Source organism: Stenotrophomonas sp. TWI602 (genome assembly GCF_039674045.1).
Taxonomy (GTDB): Bacteria; Pseudomonadota; Gammaproteobacteria; order Xanthomonadales; family Xanthomonadaceae; genus Stenotrophomonas.
On record NZ_JBDJMT010000004.1, the window covers coordinates 146,225 to 164,336 of the forward strand.

The 18,112-nt window shown below is 66.8% G+C and carries 14 protein-coding genes; 7 read left to right on the forward strand and 7 right to left on the reverse strand.

All coding sequences use genetic code 11. The features are described 5' to 3' along the window. Positions 1–56 precede the first annotated feature (56 nt). From msrA to msrB, 3 genes are read right to left on the reverse strand one after another with little or no spacing between them, the layout of a single operon-like run. Positions 57–800 (reverse strand): peptide-methionine (S)-S-oxide reductase MsrA, encoded by a 744-nt coding sequence (gene msrA, locus ABE483_RS06790; RefSeq protein WP_346481388.1) that lies wholly within the window; start codon positions 798–800, stop codon positions 57–59. Positions 801–811: 11 nt separating this feature from the next. Further along, positions 812–2,569, reverse strand: a complete 1,758-nt coding sequence (locus ABE483_RS06795) for a cytochrome c biogenesis protein DipZ (protein WP_070471650.1) — start codon at positions 2,567–2,569, stop codon at positions 812–814. Positions 2,570–2,605: 36 nt separating this feature from the next. Continuing rightward, positions 2,606–3,112 (reverse strand): peptide-methionine (R)-S-oxide reductase MsrB, encoded by a 507-nt coding sequence (msrB, locus tag ABE483_RS06800; protein ID WP_313212095.1) that lies wholly within the window; start codon positions 3,110–3,112, stop codon positions 2,606–2,608. Positions 3,113–3,258: 146 nt separating this feature from the next. Here msrB and ABE483_RS06805 point away from each other — a divergent pair, with 146 nt between their 5' ends. Next, complete coding sequence (locus ABE483_RS06805; protein WP_346481389.1) at positions 3,259–3,981, forward strand: response regulator transcription factor; 723 nt, start codon at positions 3,259–3,261, stop codon at positions 3,979–3,981. Further along, a complete protein-coding gene (locus tag ABE483_RS06810) occupies positions 3,978–5,444 on the forward strand; it encodes a HAMP domain-containing sensor histidine kinase (RefSeq protein ID WP_346481390.1) in 1,467 nt (488 codons plus the stop codon). The genes ABE483_RS06805 and ABE483_RS06810 overlap by 4 nt, the downstream gene beginning before the upstream one ends. Before the next feature lie 16 nt (positions 5,445–5,460). Here ABE483_RS06810 and ABE483_RS06815 read toward each other — a convergent pair whose 3' ends face one another. Further along, complete coding sequence (locus tag ABE483_RS06815; protein WP_346481391.1) at positions 5,461–6,720, reverse strand: ATP-binding protein; 1,260 nt, start codon at positions 6,718–6,720, stop codon at positions 5,461–5,463. 77 nt (positions 6,721–6,797) lie between these two features. Beyond that, the gene (locus tag ABE483_RS06820) at positions 6,798–7,487 is read right to left on the reverse strand and encodes a winged helix-turn-helix domain-containing protein (protein WP_313212091.1); all 690 of its coding nucleotides are present in this window, start codon (positions 7,485–7,487) and stop codon (positions 6,798–6,800) included. Between the two features lie 339 nt (positions 7,488–7,826). Here ABE483_RS06820 and ABE483_RS06825 point away from each other — a divergent pair, with 339 nt between their 5' ends. Both ABE483_RS06825 and ABE483_RS06830 read left to right on the forward strand, forming a co-directional pair. Beyond that, positions 7,827–8,438, forward strand: coding sequence for an outer membrane beta-barrel protein (locus ABE483_RS06825; RefSeq protein ID WP_346481392.1), 612 nt, complete (start codon positions 7,827–7,829; stop codon positions 8,436–8,438). 6 nt (positions 8,439–8,444) lie between these two features. Further along, the gene (locus ABE483_RS06830; RefSeq protein ID WP_346481393.1) at positions 8,445–10,430 is read left to right on the forward strand and encodes an asparagine synthase-related protein; all 1,986 of its coding nucleotides are present in this window, start codon (positions 8,445–8,447) and stop codon (positions 10,428–10,430) included. A gap of 100 nt (positions 10,431–10,530) precedes the next feature. Here the strand turns inward: ABE483_RS06830 and ABE483_RS06835 are convergent, their stop codons facing one another. Together ABE483_RS06835 and queD are read right to left on the reverse strand one after the other, a co-directional pair. After that, positions 10,531–10,896 carry a phasin family protein gene (locus tag ABE483_RS06835; protein ID WP_088432036.1) on the reverse strand — a complete coding sequence of 122 codons (366 nt, stop codon included), beginning with the start codon at positions 10,894–10,896 and terminating at the stop codon, positions 10,531–10,533. A 188-nt stretch (positions 10,897–11,084) separates the two neighbouring features. After that, positions 11,085–11,438, reverse strand: coding sequence for a 6-carboxytetrahydropterin synthase QueD (gene queD / locus ABE483_RS06840; protein WP_019182605.1), 354 nt, complete (start codon positions 11,436–11,438; stop codon positions 11,085–11,087). 188 nt (positions 11,439–11,626) lie between these two features. Here queD and ABE483_RS06845 point away from each other — a divergent pair, with 188 nt between their 5' ends. The 3 genes from ABE483_RS06845 (at position 11,627) to ABE483_RS06855 (ending at position 18,042) form a co-directional block, all read left to right on the forward strand. Next, a complete protein-coding gene (locus tag ABE483_RS06845; protein WP_346481424.1) occupies positions 11,627–14,272 on the forward strand; it encodes a TonB-dependent receptor in 2,646 nt (881 codons plus the stop codon). A 90-nt stretch (positions 14,273–14,362) separates the two neighbouring features. Next, a complete protein-coding gene (locus tag ABE483_RS06850; protein WP_346481425.1) occupies positions 14,363–16,927 on the forward strand; it encodes a M14 family zinc carboxypeptidase in 2,565 nt (854 codons plus the stop codon). Positions 16,928–17,190: 263 nt separating this feature from the next. Next, positions 17,191–18,042, forward strand: a complete 852-nt coding sequence (locus ABE483_RS06855) for an EF-hand domain-containing protein (RefSeq protein ID WP_346481394.1) — start codon at positions 17,191–17,193, stop codon at positions 18,040–18,042. Positions 18,043–18,112 lie beyond the last annotated feature (70 nt).

The following is an 18,112-nucleotide window of genomic DNA, read 5'->3' on the forward strand; positions in this document are numbered from 1 at the left end:
TCGCGCACGGCAGAGCGGTGTGTGCCGTGCGTCTTTTCTTCTGGTTCGCCGCGTGATCAGCGCGCCGAAATGGTTGTACTCACCAGGCGCGGCTGCTCGCGGTACAGCGCCGGATACTTCTGCTTCAGCGCGGCCACCTTGGGCAGGTCGTTGATCCGGATATACAGCGATTCCGGATGCAGCGTGAGGTAGTTCTGGTGATAGCCCTCGGCGGCGAAGAACGGCTTGCCACCCTCGACCTGGGTCACCACCGGCGCGGCGTAGGTCCTGGCCTGCTGCAGCTGGGCGATGTAGGCGCGGGTGGCATCGCGCTGCGCGGCGTCGTCGGCATAGACCGCCGAGCGGTACTGGGTGCCGCGGTCCGGGCCCTGCCGGTTGAGCTGGGTCGGATCATGCGCCACCGAGAAGAACACCTGCATCAGCTGGCCATAGCTGACCTGGGCCGGATCGTAGGTGACCTGTACCGCCTCGGCATGGCCGGTGCCACCGCCGCCGACGCGCGGGTAGGTGGCGTTCGCCGCACTGCCGCCGATGTAGCCGGAGAGCGCATTGTCCACGCCCTTGATGTGCTGGAACACGCCCTGCACGCCCCAGAAGCAGCCACCGGCGAAGACCACCTGTGCCCGCTTCACACCGGGTTGGCGCAGGTCCGCCTTGCCGGTGGGTGGCGGCATCGCCACGGCTGTGGTGGCTGCGGCGGCGAGCGCCGGTCGATCCAGACCCAGCACCACGCTGGCGGTGAGTGCCGCGATGGCGACAGCGATGCCGCCTGCAACGAGTTTGTCGACTGCGATCTTCATGCGATGGCTCCTCACCCAAACGTAAAGGCGTAGGCGCGCACGCCCGGATCGAGGAACTCGATCTCGAAGGTGCGCTCCTGCACGGCGCCGGACTGGCGGATCAGCTGATACAGACGGTTTTCATCCACGCGGCCGTCGCCGTCGGCGGAGATGTCTCCACCGGCTGCTGCGCCCGGCGCCTGACCGTCGATGCGCACGCGGAACCGGACCGGCTTGCCGTCCTCGCCCGGCGCCAGCACCAGGTGCAGGTCACGTGCATGGAAGCGGAACGCGACACGACCGCCGCGCGTCTCCAGCCGGGCGTCTTCGTTGCCCACGGTCCAGCGTCCAGCCAAGGCCCACTGGTTGTGTTGAAGCGTGGCAGGCACCGTGTAGTCGGCAGGCTGGTCCTGGCGCTGGCCACCGGGCGAGGCGAAGTTCTCGGCACGCGCATGGCCGAGGTAGGTCTCCGGCGATTTGAGGTTGTCCATGTCGGCCTGGCGCGCCACGCCGTCCAGCGTCATCGCTACCGGAGCATCGTCACCGGGCAGGGTGTTGCCCGCCTCGCGCAGCAGCTGGCGGATGATCTGCTCGGACTGCGCATAGTTGCCCTCGCCGAAGTGATGCGCGCGGATCCGGCCCTGCGCATCGATGAAGTAGTGCGCCGGCCAATACCTGTTGTTGAAGCCGCGCCAGATGGCGAAGTCGTTGTCGATCGCGACCGGGTAGGTGACCTTCAGGTCCTTCACCGCCCGCTGCACGTTGGCCAGATTGCGCTCGAAGGCGAACTCCGGCGCATGCACACCGATCACCACCAGGCCGTGATCGCGATAGCGCTCGGCCCACTCACGCACGTAGGGCATCGCGCGCAGGCAGTTGATGCAGGAGTAGGTCCAGAAGTCGACCAGTACCACCTTGCCGCGCAACGCCTGCGCATCCAGCGGCGGGCTGTTGAGCCAGCCGGTCGCACCGGCCAGCGAGGGCAGGGTGCCTTCCACCGGCAGCGGCTGCCCGGGGGCACCGGCGGTGCTCATCATCGCCGCACCGGCGGCGGGTTGCTGTGCTGGCAGCACATCGAGCAGGCCCTGTTCCAGCTTGGCGGTGCTGACCGTGGACAGCCGGGTCAGCACGCCGGTATCCCACCCCATCGCGATGGCGACCACCGCCAGCAGCGCCGCGATGCCGAGCCCGCGGCGCACCCACTCCCCCACGCCAAGACGGCGCTTGAGCGCGGCGAACACGCGCCCGCCGATCCAGATCGCCAGCGCCAGCGAGGTCGCCGCGCCCAGTGCATAGGCGAGCAACAGCCCGCTGGTGCCGACACTGGCGCCCTGCAACGCCGCGCCGGTGAGGATCAGGCCGAGGATCGGCCCCGCGCACGGTGCCCACAGCAGGCCGGTGGCGATGCCGATCAGCAGCGAGGTACCCACGCCCCCCCGGCCCGCGTCACTGGCCGCATCGGCCGAGGCGCTCAGCCGCGCCCCCAGCCGCTGGAACGGCGACAGCAGGCGGTCGGCCAGCGCCGGCCACAGCAGCGCCAGCGCGAACACCGCCATCACCACCAGTGCGATCCAGCGCCCGATCTGGTTGGCCTGCGCTACCCATTGGCTGCTCACCGCCGCCAGGCTGGCGACCACGGCGAACATCAACGCCATGCCGATCAGCAGCGGCAGGCCACTGCGCAGGAACGGGCGGTCCGAGCGCGCGAACACGAACGGCAGCACCGGCAGGATGCAGGGGCTGAGGATGGTGAGCACGCCACCGAGGTAGGCCAGCACGAGCAGAAGCATGGAGAGGTCCTTCTATGACGCAGGGGAGTGCGGCGCTCAGGCCGCGACGAAATTCATGGCCACGCCGTTCATGCAGTAGCGCAGCCCGGTGGGGCGCGGGCCGTCATCGAAGACGTGGCCGAGATGACCGCCGCAGCGCCGGCAATGCGCCTCGACACGGACCATGCCCAGAGTGGTGTCGCGGTCTTCGCCGACGGCATCGTGCAGCGGCGCCCAGAAGCTGGGCCAGCCGGTGCCGCTGTCGAACTTGGTGGAGGAGGAGAACAATGGCAGCGCGCAGCCGGCACAGCTGAAGGTGCCACGCCGATGCTCCTTGTTGAGTGGGCTGCTGAACGGCCGCTCGGTGCTCTGCCGCCGCAGCACGCTGTACTGGGCAGGCGTGAGCTGTTCGCGCCACTGCGCATCGCTGCGCATGACCTCGAACTGGCGCGCAGGCGCGGCGGGAGCTGCCGGGGCGGGCCCGCTGCAGGCGGTCAGTCCGAACAGGCCGGCCGCGGCAGCCATGCCACCCATTCCAAGCACATTGCGACGTGTGTAACGCATGGCCGATCTCCGGGCACGGGGACGATGCGGCCATGCTGCGCCCGGCCCGGTCAACGAATCCTCACGCAGGGTTAAATTTTCCGTGACACATTCAGGTCGCGATCCGTCGACAATGCCGCCATGCCCTCCTGCCGCCCCCTGAGCCGATGAGCAGTGCCAAGCGCGTCCTGATCGTCGAAGACGATGTCCACATCGCCAACCTGCTGCGCATGCACCTGCGCGATGAAGGCTATGAGGTCACCCATGCCGCCACCGGCGACGAGGGCCTGGCCCTGCTGGAGGCGCAGCCGTGGAGCGCGCTGGTGCTGGACCTGATGCTGCCCGGTGTGGACGGCCTGGAGATCTGCAAGCGCGCCCGTGCGATGACGCGCTACACGCCGATCATCATCACCAGTGCGCGCGCCAGTGAAGTGCACCGCATTCTCGGCCTGGAACTGGGCGCAGACGATTACCTGGCCAAGCCCTTCTCGATGCTGGAACTGGTGGCACGCGTGAAAGCGCTGCTGCGCCGGGTGGAAGCGATGGCCCAGAACGCACGCATCGATGCCGGTGAGATCGAGGTGGCCGGGCTGCGCATCGACCCGGTCGCCCGCACGGCGCTGGTGGAGGGACGACCGCTGGAATTGACTCCGCGCGAGTTCGACCTGCTGTACTTCTTCGCCCGTCATCCCGGCCAGGTGTATTCGCGCATGGACCTGCTCAACCAGGTGTGGGGCTACCAGCACGACGGCTACGAGCACACCGTCAACACCCACATCAACCGCCTGCGCAACAAGATCGAGCGCGATGCGGCCAACCCGCAACGCATCCAGACGGTGTGGGGGCGCGGCTACAAACTGGTCGATGGCCACGAGGGGACAGACACGTGATCCGCCTCACCTTGTCCCAGCGCCTGTCCGCGGTGTTTTTCGCGCTGTTGCTGCTGTGCTGTGGCGCACTGGTCTGGATCCAGATGCGCAGCACCACCGTGCATGAGCAGGAAACCGTGCAGCGCCTCTCACGCGGGCTGGCCGAGCACATCGCGCGCAGCGGCGAGCTGATGGATGGCCGCGGCATGCGCAATGGGGAAGTGCGCGCGCTGTTCGGCAAGCTGATGGCGGTCAACCCGAGCGTGGAGGTGTATCTGCTTGATGACCAGGGCCGCATCCTTGGCCATGATGCGCCCGACGGTCACCTCAAGCGCAGCCGTGTCGATCTGGCGCCTGTGCAGGCGCTGCTGCGCGACGAGCCGTTGCCGATCCTCGGCGATGACCCACGCAGTGCGACCGGCCGCAAGGTTTTCAACGCGGCGCCGCTGTGGGTGCAGGGGCATCAGGCGGGTTACATCTACGTGGTGCTGGTCGGCGAGCAGCGCGAAGCGCTCGCCGCCAATATCGCGGCCAACAGTACGCTGCGTACCACGTTGTGGTCGCTGGCGATCGTCGCCGTGGTGGGCCTGCTGGCCGGCCTGGTCGCGTTCCGCTGGGTGACCCGCCCGCTGCGCCAGCTGACCCGGCGCATCCAGTCCTTCGATGTGGATAGTGCCACCCCGGATGCCGCACCGCCCCCGGCGCCGCTGCGCCCCGGCGAGCGCGACGAGCTGACCATCCTGCAGCACAGCTTCGGCCACATGGCCCAGCGCCTGGGCGAGCAGTGGCAACAGCTGCGCCAGCAGGATCTGCAGCGGCGCGAACTGGTCGCCAACATCTCCCACGACCTGCGCACACCGTTGTCGTCGCTGCACGGGTATCTGGAAACGCTGGCACTCAAAGACGCCACGCTCAGTGCCGACGAACGCCAGCGTTACCTGTCCATTGCCCTGTCGCAGAGTCACAAGGTCGGGCGCCTGGCCCAGGCGCTGTTCGAGCTGGCCCGGCTGGAGCACGGCGGGGTGGTGCTCGACCGCCAGGCCTTCTCGCTGCCGGATCTGATCCAGGATGTGTTCCAGAAGTTCGAGCTGGCAGCCGAGTCACGCCGGCAGACGCTCGGGGCCGACATCCCGCCCGGCGTGCCGCCGGTGGTCGCGGATCTGGCGTTGATCGAGCGGGTGCTGACCAACCTGCTGGACAACGCCATCCGCCATACGCCGGAAGGTGGCCGTATCACCGTGACCCTGCGCGCGGCCGAGGGCGAGGTGCAGATCAGTGTGGCCGACACGGGCCCCGGCATCGCCCCCGAACGGCGCGACACCCTGTTCACCGCGATGCCGGCACTGGGCAGCCAACGACCGGACAGCGGCGGGCTGGGCCTGTTGATCGTGCATCGCATCCTGCAGCTGCATGGGCGCGATATCCGCCTGCTGGAGAGTCGCGACGGGGCGCTGTTCGTGTTCTCGCTGCCGGCCACGCGCTGAGCAATGCGCCGGGGGCTCAGGCGTGTGGCAGGAGCACCCGAAAGCGCGCGCCGCCGAGCACCGAGTCGCATACATCTGCACTTCCACCATGTTTGGTGGCGATGATGTGGACCAAGGCCAGTCCCAGTCCGAAGCCGTCGGGGTGTCGCTGCAGCTGCACATAAGGCTGAAAGATACGCTCACGGTCGGCTGGGGCCACGCCAGGTCCGTCGTCATCCACGGCGATGACCACCCCCGATCCGGCGGCATGCAGGCTCACGACCACCTGACTGACTGCGTGACGCCGTGCGTTGCCGATCAGGTTGCCCAACGCCAGCATCAATGCGTCGCGGTTGGCGATCAGCGTGCACCGATGAGAGGGCTGGAAGCTCAGTCTCGCGGCGCTGTCGCCGACAGCAGGAAAGCGCCGTTCGAGCGCCTCGAAAAGCCGCCAGACATCCAGCCGGTGTGTGGTGACATGTCGGCTGCGACCGAACTGCGCGTAAGTCACGCCGGCAGAGGCCAACTGCTCCAGCCGCGCGACATCGGTCTTCAGGCCGTTCAGCAGCGCTGCCCCTTCCGGGTCGTCATCGGCGATCTGCATCATGGCCAGCGCGAAGCGCATCCGCGCCAATGGCGTACGCGTTTCGTGGGCGACCGCCTGGGACAGAATCCGTTGCCCTTCCATCGCGCCATGCAGTTGCGTGGCCATGCTGGACAGCGCCTCACGCAGCGGCCGCACGAGATGGGTGCTGACGGCGGGGGCCGCGACGGCCAGCTCACCCTGCTGGATCGCCAGCGCCATGTGCCCGAGCGCATAGACATCGCGCCACAGGCGATACACCAGGAAGTACAGCGGGAACGCGATGGCGATGATGAAGATGCTGATCATCACTGCGGCATCCACGTGCTCGCTGTCGTACAAGGCAAGATCGGCCTGCTCGGGTTCGGAGAAATCGCCCAGTACCAACACGTCGGCCGAGCCAGGAAGTCGCTGATAGCTGAAGTGCCCGTCTGGAGACAGCACCAGCCCACCCTGGTCCAGATGCTGCAGCGACGGAACATCCAGTACGTGCGGCGCCTTGGCCAGCGACATGACCTCCAGCGGGTAGGCGAACTGCATTTGCAGGTGCCGGGTCAGCTGCGGCCAGTCTGTCTGCGGCGTGTCGGCATAGCGCGCGTGCAGAAGGTGGTGGGTGCCTTGCAGTTGTGTGCGGATCTGCTGTTCTTCTCCCTGCTCGGTGAGTGACGCCCACAGATACAGGCCCGAGGCGATCAGCACCAGGTAGGCCAGCACGAAGCCCAGGCAATAGCGCAGGAACAGGTGGAAGTGACCCCTGTGCTGTGCCGGCGTGCGGTGGGGCTGCAGCGTCTTCAGCCCCATCCGGCTCGATTGAACAGATAGCCCTTGCCGCGGATGGTCTTGATCCGGCCGGGTACCTCCGCCAGGTCACCGAGCTTGCGACGCAGTCGTGAGATACGGGCATCGATCGAGCGGTCCAGGCCATCGAAACCGATCCCGCGCAGATCGCGCATCAGATCATCGCGGCTGAGGATCGTGCCTGCGCTGTCAGCCAGGCACAGCAACAGATCGAACTCAGCCGTGGTCAATTCGATCCGCTCACCCTGCAGCGTCACCTCGCGGGTATCGCGTTCGATGCGAAGCCCCCCGAAGCACAGTGTCGGGCGTGTCTGTCGCTGGCTGCTGGCGCGACGCAGGTGCGCGCGTACGCGCGCCAGCAGGACCCGTGGCTCGATCGGCTTGCCGATGTAATCATCCGCGCCCAGCTCCAGCCCGAGCACCTGATCGATATCATCGGTGCGCGCGCTCAACATGCAGATCACCCCGCTGAAGCGCGGTCGGATCGCGGCACAGACAGCAAAGCCGTCGATACCGGGCAGGGTGACATCCAGCAGCACCACGGCCGGGTCCAGGCCGGGAATGCGCTCCACCGCGCTTTCGCCGCTGAGCTGGTGCACCACGTCGTAGCCATGGCGCGAGAGATAGCCGCTGACCAGAGCGCCGAGACGCTCGTCATCCTCCACCACCACGATGTCGACCATCGCTACCCTGCCTTGTCTTCCTGAGCTGGCGCGATCCTAAGGCAGCACGACGGGGCAGCGAGGTGTGCGCTGAACGTGCCCGTCAGACTGTTCATCCAGAGGCAACTTGTGGGGACTGGTGCGGCGAATCTGCGGTGCAACACGTCGGGCGATGTCGTCATCGGGCGGTCTGAAAGTGTGCCCGCGAAGGCACGAAACACGTGTGTGATTGTCGCGTTCAACCCGCTGTCACGAACCGTTACACAGGGTCTAGAACGGTTGCGCGGGTCACACGTGCGCTGCACTGACAGGGCCCCCGCCAACAACCCACCGTGTGCACTCCCAACCACGGAGTCATCCATGTACATCAAACGTTCCCTGATTGCCCTCTCGTTGGCCCTGCTCACCACAACGGCCCACGCCTCTCCTGCGGATCGCGAAGGTCTCTACGTGTACGGTGGCCTCGGCAAGACGCACGCCAACGGGAAGGTCCCCGCTGCCGATGCCGCACCGGGTACCAAGCGCAAGCAGCGCAGCTCCGGCACGAGCTACAGCGTCGGTGCCGGGTACCGGTTCAACCCGTTCCTGGCGGCCGAAGGCTCCTTCGACAACACTGTCGGCAACCGCCGCAGCAAGGATCCGGGCACGGCGAATCTCTCCAGCCGTTCGCTCACCCTGGGGGGCTTGGCCCTGATACCGATCGGTGATCACGTGGAGCTGTTCGGCAAGGTGGCCGTCGGCAGCCGCCAGCAGAGTTTCCTGCCGCCCAAGGGCACGGAGATCAAGACGACTCGGCAGCGCAAATTTGCCACCACGCCCAGCGTCGGCGCCAACGTGTATCTGACCGACGCGCTCGCGTTGCGCGCCGAGTACACGATCCCGATGTCGGCCAACAAGAAGGTCCAACAGGCGGCCGGCGTGGAAAAGATGCGCCTCAATAATTGGTACGTGGGTATGTCCTACGCCTTCTGATCGGCAATGCCATCGCCACCCCGGAGCCGCTGCGGTCGGGGGTGGCGTTTCCGCGATCCTGACAGGAGAAACCTCTGCATGAGTGGTATCTGTGGCGTCGTCGTGCGCCCTGGAAAATGTTCCGCTGGCTTGCCGCAAGGCTTGGACGCCATGAGTGCGACGTTGCGCCACGGCGGCCGCGCTCCGTCGACCTGGTACGACGAGCGCCACGGCGTGGCGCTGGCGCGATTGCACAGCGTGGGCGGGACCCAACGGTCACCGCAGCGGTCCGCATGTGGGCGCTATGTGCTGTGTCTGGACGGTACGCTGCATACCCGTACGACCCTGCAGCGCGAGTTTGCGACGTCGGCAGGGGCCGCCGAGGAGGATGCGACGCTGCTGCTGCTCTCGATTGCTGCCCGTGGACTGCAGCGCACGTTGAATGAGTGCGACGGGGACTTCGCGCTGGCCGTATGGGATCGCCAGGAGCACGTACTGTGGCTGGCACGCGATCGGGTCGGCGCGCGGCCGCTGTACTACGGCTGGTGCCGCGGCGATCTGCTGTTCGGCATGGGGCTGGCCTCGCTGCACGGCTATCCCGGCTTTCAGGCGCCGATCAATCGCGATGCGCTGACGCTGCTGCTGCGTTTTGGCTACATTCCCGCGCCGCACAGCATCCAGCAGGGCATCTTCAAAGTGGCCGCCGGGTGCGTGGTCCGGCTTACCTTGGCCGTGCGCGAGGCGGGGGCGCTGGCACACAAGGACCACGCGGGTGGTCGCCGCTATTGGGACGCCCGCGAGGAAATGCGCACGGCGATTGAAGCGCGTGCGCACCTGCCGTTGTCCACCCGTGACGATGCGGTGGAGCGGCTGGAACTGGTGCTGCACCAAGCGGTATCGCGGCGGTCGCCACAGGAGGGCACAGCGGCGGCATTCCTGTCCGGGGGGACCGATTCCTCGTTGGTCACCGCCGTCCTGCAGTCGCAGTCCATGCTGCCGGTCGACACCTTCACGGTCGGCTTCGACGATCCGCGCCACGACGAAGCCGACTGGGCAGATCAGGTCGCCGCCCGGCTCGGGACCCGGCACACCCGTCACATCCTCCGGCGTAGCGAGGCAGACACCCTCGTGGCGGCGCTACCGGACATCTGGTGCGAGCCCTTTGCCGATGCATCGCAGGTGCCGACACTGCTGGCCAGCATGCTGGTCGCCGGCCGCCATCGTGTGGTGATGACAGGCGATGGCGGGGATGAGTTGTTCCATGGACATACCGCTTATCAACGTGCCATCCGCAATGCAGCGTGGAACGAACGTGTGCCTGCGCCGTTGCGGTGCCTGTTGCGGCGATGGCCTGCGGCCGACCCCGAACGGGCGCGATTGGGCGGCTGGCCCGCGCTGCGTTCGGAACTGAGCGCCGATAGCGTGGAGGCGCACTACCTGTTGCGGGTATCGCGTTGGCGCGATCCGGCGCGGGTGGTACTGCAGACAACCGAGCCGGCGACGGTGTTCACCGATCGCGCGCGCTGGCTGGACGCAGGCGAACCGGCCGATCGGGTGCAGTATCTGGACTTCCTGATGGATCTCGGCAACGGCATCCTGACCAAGATCGATCGGGCCGGGGCAGCCCAGGGGCTGGAAACCCGATCGCCGCTACTGGATCCGGCGGTGGCGCGCTTTGCCTGGTCGTTGCCCGGTGGCCTCACGTTCGCCGATGGCGAACACAAGTGGATTCTCAAGCAGCTGCTGTCGCGGCATCTGCCCGAACGGCTGGTGTACCGGCCCAAGATGGGGTTCGGCCCGCCGGTCGCCGCCTGGCTGGCCGGCCCGCTCTTCCCATGGGCCAATGCGCTGCTGGACGAACAACGGCTGTGCCGCGAGGGCTACTTCGATGCAGCGCTGGTCGGGCGGATATGGACGGAGTTCTGTGAGGGCCGGCGCAAGTGGCACACCCACCTGTGGCCGATCCTGATGTTCCAGGCATGGCTGGAGCGCCATCGGTGCGCCATTGCCTAGGCCTGATCGCCGCCCAAAAAAAGACCCGACAGAGGGAGGGTTCTGTCGGGTCTGGGATTGCGTGGGGGGAGGGACCCACGCAAATTCGATGTTGTCCGGCTCAGCCGCGCGTCTTGCCCGCGCTGGGCGTGGCGGCCGCGAACGGCTGCCGGGCGAGTTCGCCGAAGGCTTCGGAGGCCTTCAGCCCCAGGCCGGCCACTTCCTGGCTGGCGCTGGTCCAACGGGCGAGGTTGTCACGTGCCAGTTGCGCGCCTTTGGGCAGCAGCGACTGCAGCGTGCCGGCATCCTGTGACTGCACGATTTCACCGAAGAACCCGCTGGTGGCGGTGATGTTCTTCTCCAGCGTCTTCAACTGCACCCCGAACATGCTTTCGGCATTTTCCAGCGCGAGCCGGTTGGCACGCGTGGCCGTGGCGGCCAGCTGGCGGGTGTAGTCGCTGAAGGAATCGGTGAACGCGGACGCCATGGTCAGGACGGCTCGAGAACGTTGATGCAATGCAGCATACGCCGAAAATATTGCATTGCAACATTCCATCGCCAGTGGTGGCCCGGTTTTAGTTGAACCGGTTTCCAATCAATGGGTTGCGCAGGCTTGCGGGCGATGATGATGGGGTGGGAGCCGACCAACGGTCGGCTCTACCGCGCGCTGCCGGGTCAGCCGCGGTAGCGGCAGCCGGAGGTGCAGGTTTCGTGCACGGTGACTTCGCTCAGCTCGGGCAGGGCCGGCTTGAGTTCGTCCCAGATCCACATCGCCAGGCGCTCGCTGGTCGGGTTCTCCAGGCCGGGGATGTCGTTGAGGTAGTGGTGGTCCAGACGGTCGTAGATCGGCTGGAAAGCGGCTTTGACGTCGCCGAAATCCATGATCCAGCCGGTCTGCTCGCCGGGCTCGCCTTCCACTTTGAGTTCCACCCGGAAGGAGTGGCCGTGCAGGCGCGCGCACTTGTGGCCCGGCGGCACGTTGGGGAGGTGGTGAGCGGCCTCGAGGGTAAAGACTTTGAAGATTTCCATGGCCGCATTGTAGCGGTGGGCTGGGGCTCCAGTAGGGGGCGGGCGTTAATTGTTGCTAACGAAAACATTTCCATCCGGATGAAGAGATGTTAGTTTCTCTTATATCCGTATGAAGAGATGTTATTGGCCGCGGTTCAGCCAGGCATGGACTACTGCGGAACTTGTCGTCCACCACCCCACTGAAGTTCATGCCCAAGCACACTCTTCTTGTAGCGGCGCTGTCCGTCGCTCTGGCAACGCCTTTGACCGCGTTTGCCGACGCCGCCCCCGATGCCGCCGCCGCCGGCGACAGCAAGACCCTTGCCGCCGTGCGGGTCACCGGGTCCAACATCAAGCGCACCGATACCGAGTCGGCCAACCCGGTGCAGGTGATCGAGCGCCAGCAGCTGGAGGAGACCGGCAAGGCCACCGTCGCCGACCTGCTGCGCTCGATCTCGGCCAACACCGGCAACGCCGCCAACGAAACCACCAACAACGGCTGGGCCTCCGGTTCGGCGGGCATCGGCCTGCGCGGCCTGTCGCAGAAGAACACGCTGGTGCTGCTCAACGGCCGGCGCCTGGCCAACTATGGCTTCCCGGCCGGCGGCCTGTCGGACACCTTCGTCAATCTCAACGCGCTGCCGCTGGTTGCGGTGGAGCGCATCGAAGTGCTCAAGGACGGCGCCTCGGCCGTGTACGGTTCGGATGCCGTGGCCGGTGTGGTCAACATCATCACCCGGCAGAATTTCGAAGGTGCCGAACTCGGTGGCAGCCTCGGCACCGCCGACCAGGGCGGGCTGGACGAGCAGAACCTGAAGTTCATCGGCGGCATCGGTGATCTGGACACGGACGGCTACAACATCCTGGTCAGCCTGGAAGGCTACAACCGCGAGCGCCTGGACCAGGACCAGCGCGACCTGACCAAGTCCGGCATCTACACCGACAAGCCCGGCGGCCGCTGGAACGGCTGGTCGGCCAAGGGCGCGCGCTATCTGGTCAATGGCACCTCGGTGCCGATGCTCGATGCCAGCGGCAACTGCCCGGACGGCACCACGCTGGTCGCCAGCGCACCGATCGACGGCCTGGCCGGCAACACCTGCGGCTTCAACCAGGCGCCGTACACCACGCTGATCCCCTCGACCAAGCGCTACCAGGCCTACGTCAACGGCACCTTCCGGGTGAACGACACCGTCGAAGCATTCGGCGAAGTGCTCTACAGCGACATCAAGGGTGTCTCCTGGTTCGGCAGCAGCCCGTTCTTCACCCTGGAAAGCGGCCGCTTCGCGCTCAACGCCGATACCGGCCTGGCCGAACCGGTGTCGTCCAATCTGCCCGCCAGCAGCCCGTACAACCCGTATGGTCGCGCGGTGCCGATCGAGTACACCTTCTTCAACCTCGGCGCGACCATCAAGACCAACCGCTCGCAGGCTTACCGCGGCCTGGTCGGGCTGCGCGGAAGCCTGCAGAACTGGGATTGGGAAGTGGGCGCGTTCGGCGCACGCAGCAGCGAGCGCGAGACCGTCTCCGGCGGCTTTGCCAACCGGTATGCACTGGCCGATGCGCTGGCCTCCGGCAGCTACAACCTGCTCAATCCATCGGCGACCTCGCAGGACGTGCTCAACGCGATCAACATCAGCACGCTGCGCCCGGCCGAGTCGGTGCTGCAGGGCGTGGATGCCAAGATCTCCGGGGCGGTCGGCCACACCTGGGCCGGTGAGATCGGGTTCGCCGCCGGTGCCGAATGGCGCCGCGAGAAGCTCGACTCCAACAACCCGTGGCAGATCGATGCGGGCCTGCAGATCCGCCCGGCGATTGCCGAGGTGCATGGTGAGCGCAAGGTCACCGCGGCCTATGCCGAAGTGAACGTGCCGCTGGCCGAGCGTCTGGAACTGCAGGCGGCTGCGCGCGCCGATCACTACAGCGATTTCGGCGATGCGTTCTCGCCCAAGCTGAGCCTGCGCTGGCAGCCGTGGGACATCCTGCTGGTACGCGCCGCCGCCTCCAAGGGCTTCCGCGCGCCGTCGCTGTCGGAGAACTCCAACAGCACCAGCATCGCCTACGGCAGCGTGATCGATCCGCGCGACCCGGACGTGCCGGGCTCGCGCCAGAACCCGACCTTCTTCACCGTCGGCAACAACGATCTCAAGCCGGAGCGTACCAAGAGCTTCAATGCCGGCATCGTGCTCTCGCCGTGGTCCAACACCAGCCTGAGCGTGGATTACTACCGCATCGAGCTGGAAAACCTGGTGGGCACCAACAACACCCAGACCCTGGTCACCGACAACGTGCCGGGTGCGGTCAGCCGCGATGAGCGCGGCAAGCTGCTGGCGGTATTCAACCGCTACCAGAACCTGAGCGAGCTGAAGACCTCCGGTTTCGATGTCGAGCTGCGTCAGCGCTTCCCGACCGCGCGTGCCGGCGACTTCGGCCTGAGCACCGCCTTCACCCACGTGCGCGACTACAGCCGCCCCACCGTGGTCGGTGGTCCGCTGGTGGATTACGCCGGCAGCAACCTCGGCGCCACCCTGCCCAAGAACAAGGCCACCACCACCTTCGATTGGAGCTACGGCGACTTCCGCACCGCGCTGACCTGGTACTACACCAGTGGCTATGACCAGAAGGCCAGCGCCGCGGCCACTGCCGTGCAGGATCGGGTGGATGCGTACAACCAGTTCGATCTGTACCTGGGCTACACCGGTATCGACAAGCTGACCCTGTACGCGAAGATCCAGAACCTGGCCGATGAGGAGCCGCCGTACGACGCCTCCTTCCCGGGCATCCGCGCGCCGTACGACTTCAGTCAGTACGACCTGCGCGGTCGCTACTTCACGGTCGGCTTCGACTACCGCTTCTGACCTCATCCAGCGCACCGGAGCGTGCGTATCCACAGGGCCGGAAGGAACCGGCCCGTCTTTCGGGGAATCGCTGTGTCTTTGCAACGTCGTCTGCTGTCTCCCATCGCCTGGTTGGCGCTGGTGCTGTCTGTGTTCGCTGCGCCTGCGTCCGCGCAGAGCGCGTACTTCTTCCCGGGCAGTGGTGATTTTGATCCGGCCGTGCCCACGCCCCAGCAGTTTCTCGGCTATGAGATCGGCAGCCGTTACACGCGGCACGATCAGCTGGTGGCCTACTTCAACGAACTGGCCAGGCACTCGGACAAGATCAAGGTGGAAGAGATCGGCCGCAGCTACGAGGGCCGCCCGCTGCTGATCGCCACGGTGACCTCGGCGCAGAACCTGCAGAACCTGGATACGCTGCGCCGCCAGCACGTCACCCTGGCCGATCCGGCGCAGCCGCTCTCGGCCGCCGGCAACAGCCCGGTGGTGGTGTGGCTGGGTTACAGCGTGCACGGCAATGAAACCTCCAGCGGTGAAGCGGCGATGCTGACCGCCTACTACCTGGTCGCCAACCGCAGCGCGGAGACGGCGCAGTGGCTGCAGCAGGCGGTGGTGCTGTTCGATCCGGCGCAGAACCCGGATGGGCGCGACCGCGCGGCAAGCTGGCACAACGCCTATGCCTCCTCGCCTGCCTCGGCCGATCCGGCCGACAAGGAACATGTCGAACCGTTCCCGCAGGGCCGCACCAATCACTACTTCACCGATCTCAACCGCGACTGGCTGGCGCTGACCCAGCAGGACACGCGGCCGAAGATCGCCTATTTCCACCAGTGGTACCCCAACGTCCAGATCGATTTCCACGAGATGGGCAAGGACAGCACCTACTACTTCGAACCGTCACCGGCGAGCATGCACAGCCCGCTGATTCCGGCGGCGTCGTATGACTTCAACAAGACCCTGGCCAAGTACCACGCCCAATCGCTGGATGAACTGGGCTCGCTGTATTACACCGGGGAGAACTTCGACAACTTCTCGCCGGTGTATGGCTCGACCTACCCGGACTTCCACGGTGCGGTCGGCGTGACCGTGGAGCAGGCCAGCTCGCGCGGCCGCGTGCAGGAATCGGTCAACGGCCTGCTGACCTTCGGCTTCACCATCCGCAACCAGGTGGCGACCGGACTGGGCACGGTGCGCGGCGCAGTGACCGAACGCGACGGGCTGCTGAAGCTGCAGAAGGACTTCTTCCAGTCCGCGCTGAAGCAGGCCAACCAGCAGCCGGTGAAGTCCTTCGTGTTCGGCGACGCGGCTGATCCGGGCCTGACCCAGCGGCTGCTGGATCTGCTGCTGCAACACCAGATCACGGTGCAGGCGTTGAGCGCCCCGATCACCGTGGATGGGCTGCGCTTCGAGCCGGGCAGCGCGTACGTCGTCCAGGCCGCGCAGCCGCAGTTCCGCCTCGTGCATTCGATCTTCGCCGACACCCCGCCGATCAAGGGCGATGTGTTCTACGGCAGCACCTCCTATGCGATCGCGCCGGCCTACGGTATCGCCTTCGCCGCAAGCCGCAGCCGGATTGCCGGTGGCGAGCGTGTGGCCAGCGTACCGGCCGCCAACGGTGGCGTGGTTGGCGGCCAGGCGGGCTACGCCTACGTATTCGATTGGCGCGATTACAACGCCAGCCGCGCGCTGTATGCGCTGCAGGCCAAGGGCGTGGTGACCCGCGCAGCCTTCCAGCCGTTCACCGCGGCCACCGTGCAGGGCGAGCAGTCATTCGGCTATGGCAGCGTGGTGGTGCCGGTCGCGGGCCAGCCGCTGGCCGGTGCCGAGCTGCTTGCCGCGGTCGATGCGGTCGCACGCAGCAGTGGCGTGCACATCCAGGCGCTGTCCAGCGGGCAGAGCCGCGGTGGCATCGATCTGGGCAGTGACAGCGTCAAGGCACTGCGCAAGCCGGCGGTGGCGCTGGTGATGGGCGAGGGCGTCAGCGCCACCGAGATCGGCTCGGCGTGGTTCCTGCTGGATCAGCACCTGCAGTTGCCGGCCAGCAAGATCGACCCGGCCCAGTTGGGCAAGATCACCCTGGACCGCTACACCACCATTGTCCTGGCCGGCGGTACCTATGCCGGCGTGGACGCCACCGCCGTGGCGGCGCTCAAGCGCTGGATCAATGCCGGTGGCTCGCTGATCACCTACGGCACGGCCGCGCGCTGGGCGATCGAGCAGAAGCTCAGCGACGAAGTGCTGGGGCCGGAGGAGAAGGCGCCGGACGCAGCGCGGCGCGCGTTCGGTGACCAGCGCGACATCGCGGCGATCGAGCGGGTGAGCGGCAACATCCTCAGCGCGGACGTGGACAACACCCATCCGCTGGGCTTCGGCGTACCGCGTCGGCAGCTGGCGGTGAACAAGGAAAACGGCCTGAGCTTCCAGCCCAGCCGCAACCCGTTCTCTACCGTGGTGCGCATCGACGAGGCGCCGAAGGTCAACGGGTACCTTTCCGAGCGAAACCGCAGCCGCGTCGCCGGTGCCGCGTGGCTGGTGGTCTCGCCGCAGGGGCAGGGCAATGTGGTGCTGTTCGCCGATGATCCGGCGCACCGCAAGTACTGGCACGGCACCGAGCGCCTGCTGTTGAACGCGATCTTCTTCGGCAACCAGCTCAACCCGACCAAGCCGCGCGGCTGACACGCCCACCGGTAGTGCCGGCCGCTGGCCGGCTCCCGACCCCCCACCCACACAGCCGACTCCCCGTCGGCTGTGTTCATTCCGCCCCATCACAGCCCCTGTGAAAATCCCGTATTGCGAATCATTCGCAATAAGAATAGGATGGCGCCCGCTCACGCTGGACATGAGCGTCACCGGTACCGTCGCGCCGATTCACGCCAACCCCTCCCGGGTTGCGCATCCGCGTCCTCGAACCGTCACCGTCCTTTCTCCAGGGAACCACCATGAAGATCGTCCCGCTCACCGCTGCCCTGATGGCCCTGGTGCTGGCCCCGGCCGTCCTCGCGCAGCCGGCCAGCAAGACCGCCACCGCCTCGCCGACCGCCGCCGCCTTCCTCGCACAGTTCGCCACCAACGGCACCGACAGCGTCAGCTGGGCCCAGTTCGAGGCCTTCCGCAAACAGCGTTACGCCCAGACCGACCGCAACCACGACGGTCATGTCGACGAACAGGAATACGTCGACGAGTACCTGCAGCGCTTCGACGTGCGTCTGGCCGACGCACGCGCCGGCCACCTGCGCCAGACCGACACCCGCTTCAAAGCGTTGGACCGCGACAACAACGGCGCGATCAGCCGTGCCGAGTACGATGCCGCCGGCGAACGTACCTGGGCCAGCTATGAAACATCCCAGAACGCCACGCAGGAGACGGCCGCGGCGTCTTCGCGCGATCCGTTGAAGATGCCGACCTCGCATACCGCCAACGGCATGCTGGAACTGTACGACCGCAACAAGGACGGCGCGGTCGATCGCGCAGAGTTCGATGCAGTGCGTGCAGCGAGCTTCGCCGCCACCGATACCGACGGCGACGGCACGCTGTCGCTGGCCGAGTACACCGCCGAGTTTGACGGCCGCCTGGACCACCAGCGCCAGCGTGTCCGTGCCGATGCCGAGCGCCAGGCCCGCGTGCGCTTCGCCTCGCTGGACAAGGACGCCGATGGCCACATGACGTTCGCCGAGTACCAGCTCTCGGGCAAGCGCATGTTCGACCGTGCCGACAGCAACGGTGATGGCGTCGTCGATGCGGGCGATCCGGAGCCGGTCGCCGGCGCGCACTCGGCCAACGGCAACCGCTAGCGGCCCGGACGTGCCGTGCACGTGCCACGTATCAGCCAACGATGATTCCGGCGCGCGATTCCCCGCGCGT

Coding starts and splice junctions, on each gene's coding strand:
- ABE483_RS06805 (WP_346481389.1), top strand. CDS start 3,259: ATGAGCAGTGCCAAGCGCGTCCTGATCGTCGAAGACGATGTCCACATC.
- queD (WP_019182605.1), bottom strand. CDS start 11,438: ATGGAAATCTTCAAAGTCTTTACCCTCGAGGCCGCTCACCACCTCCCC.
- ABE483_RS06820 (WP_313212091.1), bottom strand. CDS start 7,487: ATGGTCGACATCGTGGTGGTGGAGGATGACGAGCGTCTCGGCGCTCTG.
- ABE483_RS06835 (WP_088432036.1), bottom strand. CDS start 10,896: ATGGCGTCCGCGTTCACCGATTCCTTCAGCGACTACACCCGCCAGCTG.
- ABE483_RS06795 (WP_070471650.1), bottom strand. CDS start 2,569: ATGCTTCTGCTCGTGCTGGCCTACCTCGGTGGCGTGCTCACCATCCTC.
- ABE483_RS06830 (WP_346481393.1), top strand. CDS start 8,445: ATGCCATCGCCACCCCGGAGCCGCTGCGGTCGGGGGTGGCGTTTCCGC.
- ABE483_RS06825 (WP_346481392.1), top strand. CDS start 7,827: ATGTACATCAAACGTTCCCTGATTGCCCTCTCGTTGGCCCTGCTCACC.
- ABE483_RS06855 (WP_346481394.1), top strand. CDS start 17,191: ATGAAGATCGTCCCGCTCACCGCTGCCCTGATGGCCCTGGTGCTGGCC.
- msrB (WP_313212095.1), bottom strand. CDS start 3,112: ATGCGTTACACACGTCGCAATGTGCTTGGAATGGGTGGCATGGCTGCC.
- msrA (WP_346481388.1), bottom strand. CDS start 800: ATGAAGATCGCAGTCGACAAACTCGTTGCAGGCGGCATCGCTGTCGCC.
- ABE483_RS06845 (WP_346481424.1), top strand. CDS start 11,627: ATGCCCAAGCACACTCTTCTTGTAGCGGCGCTGTCCGTCGCTCTGGCA.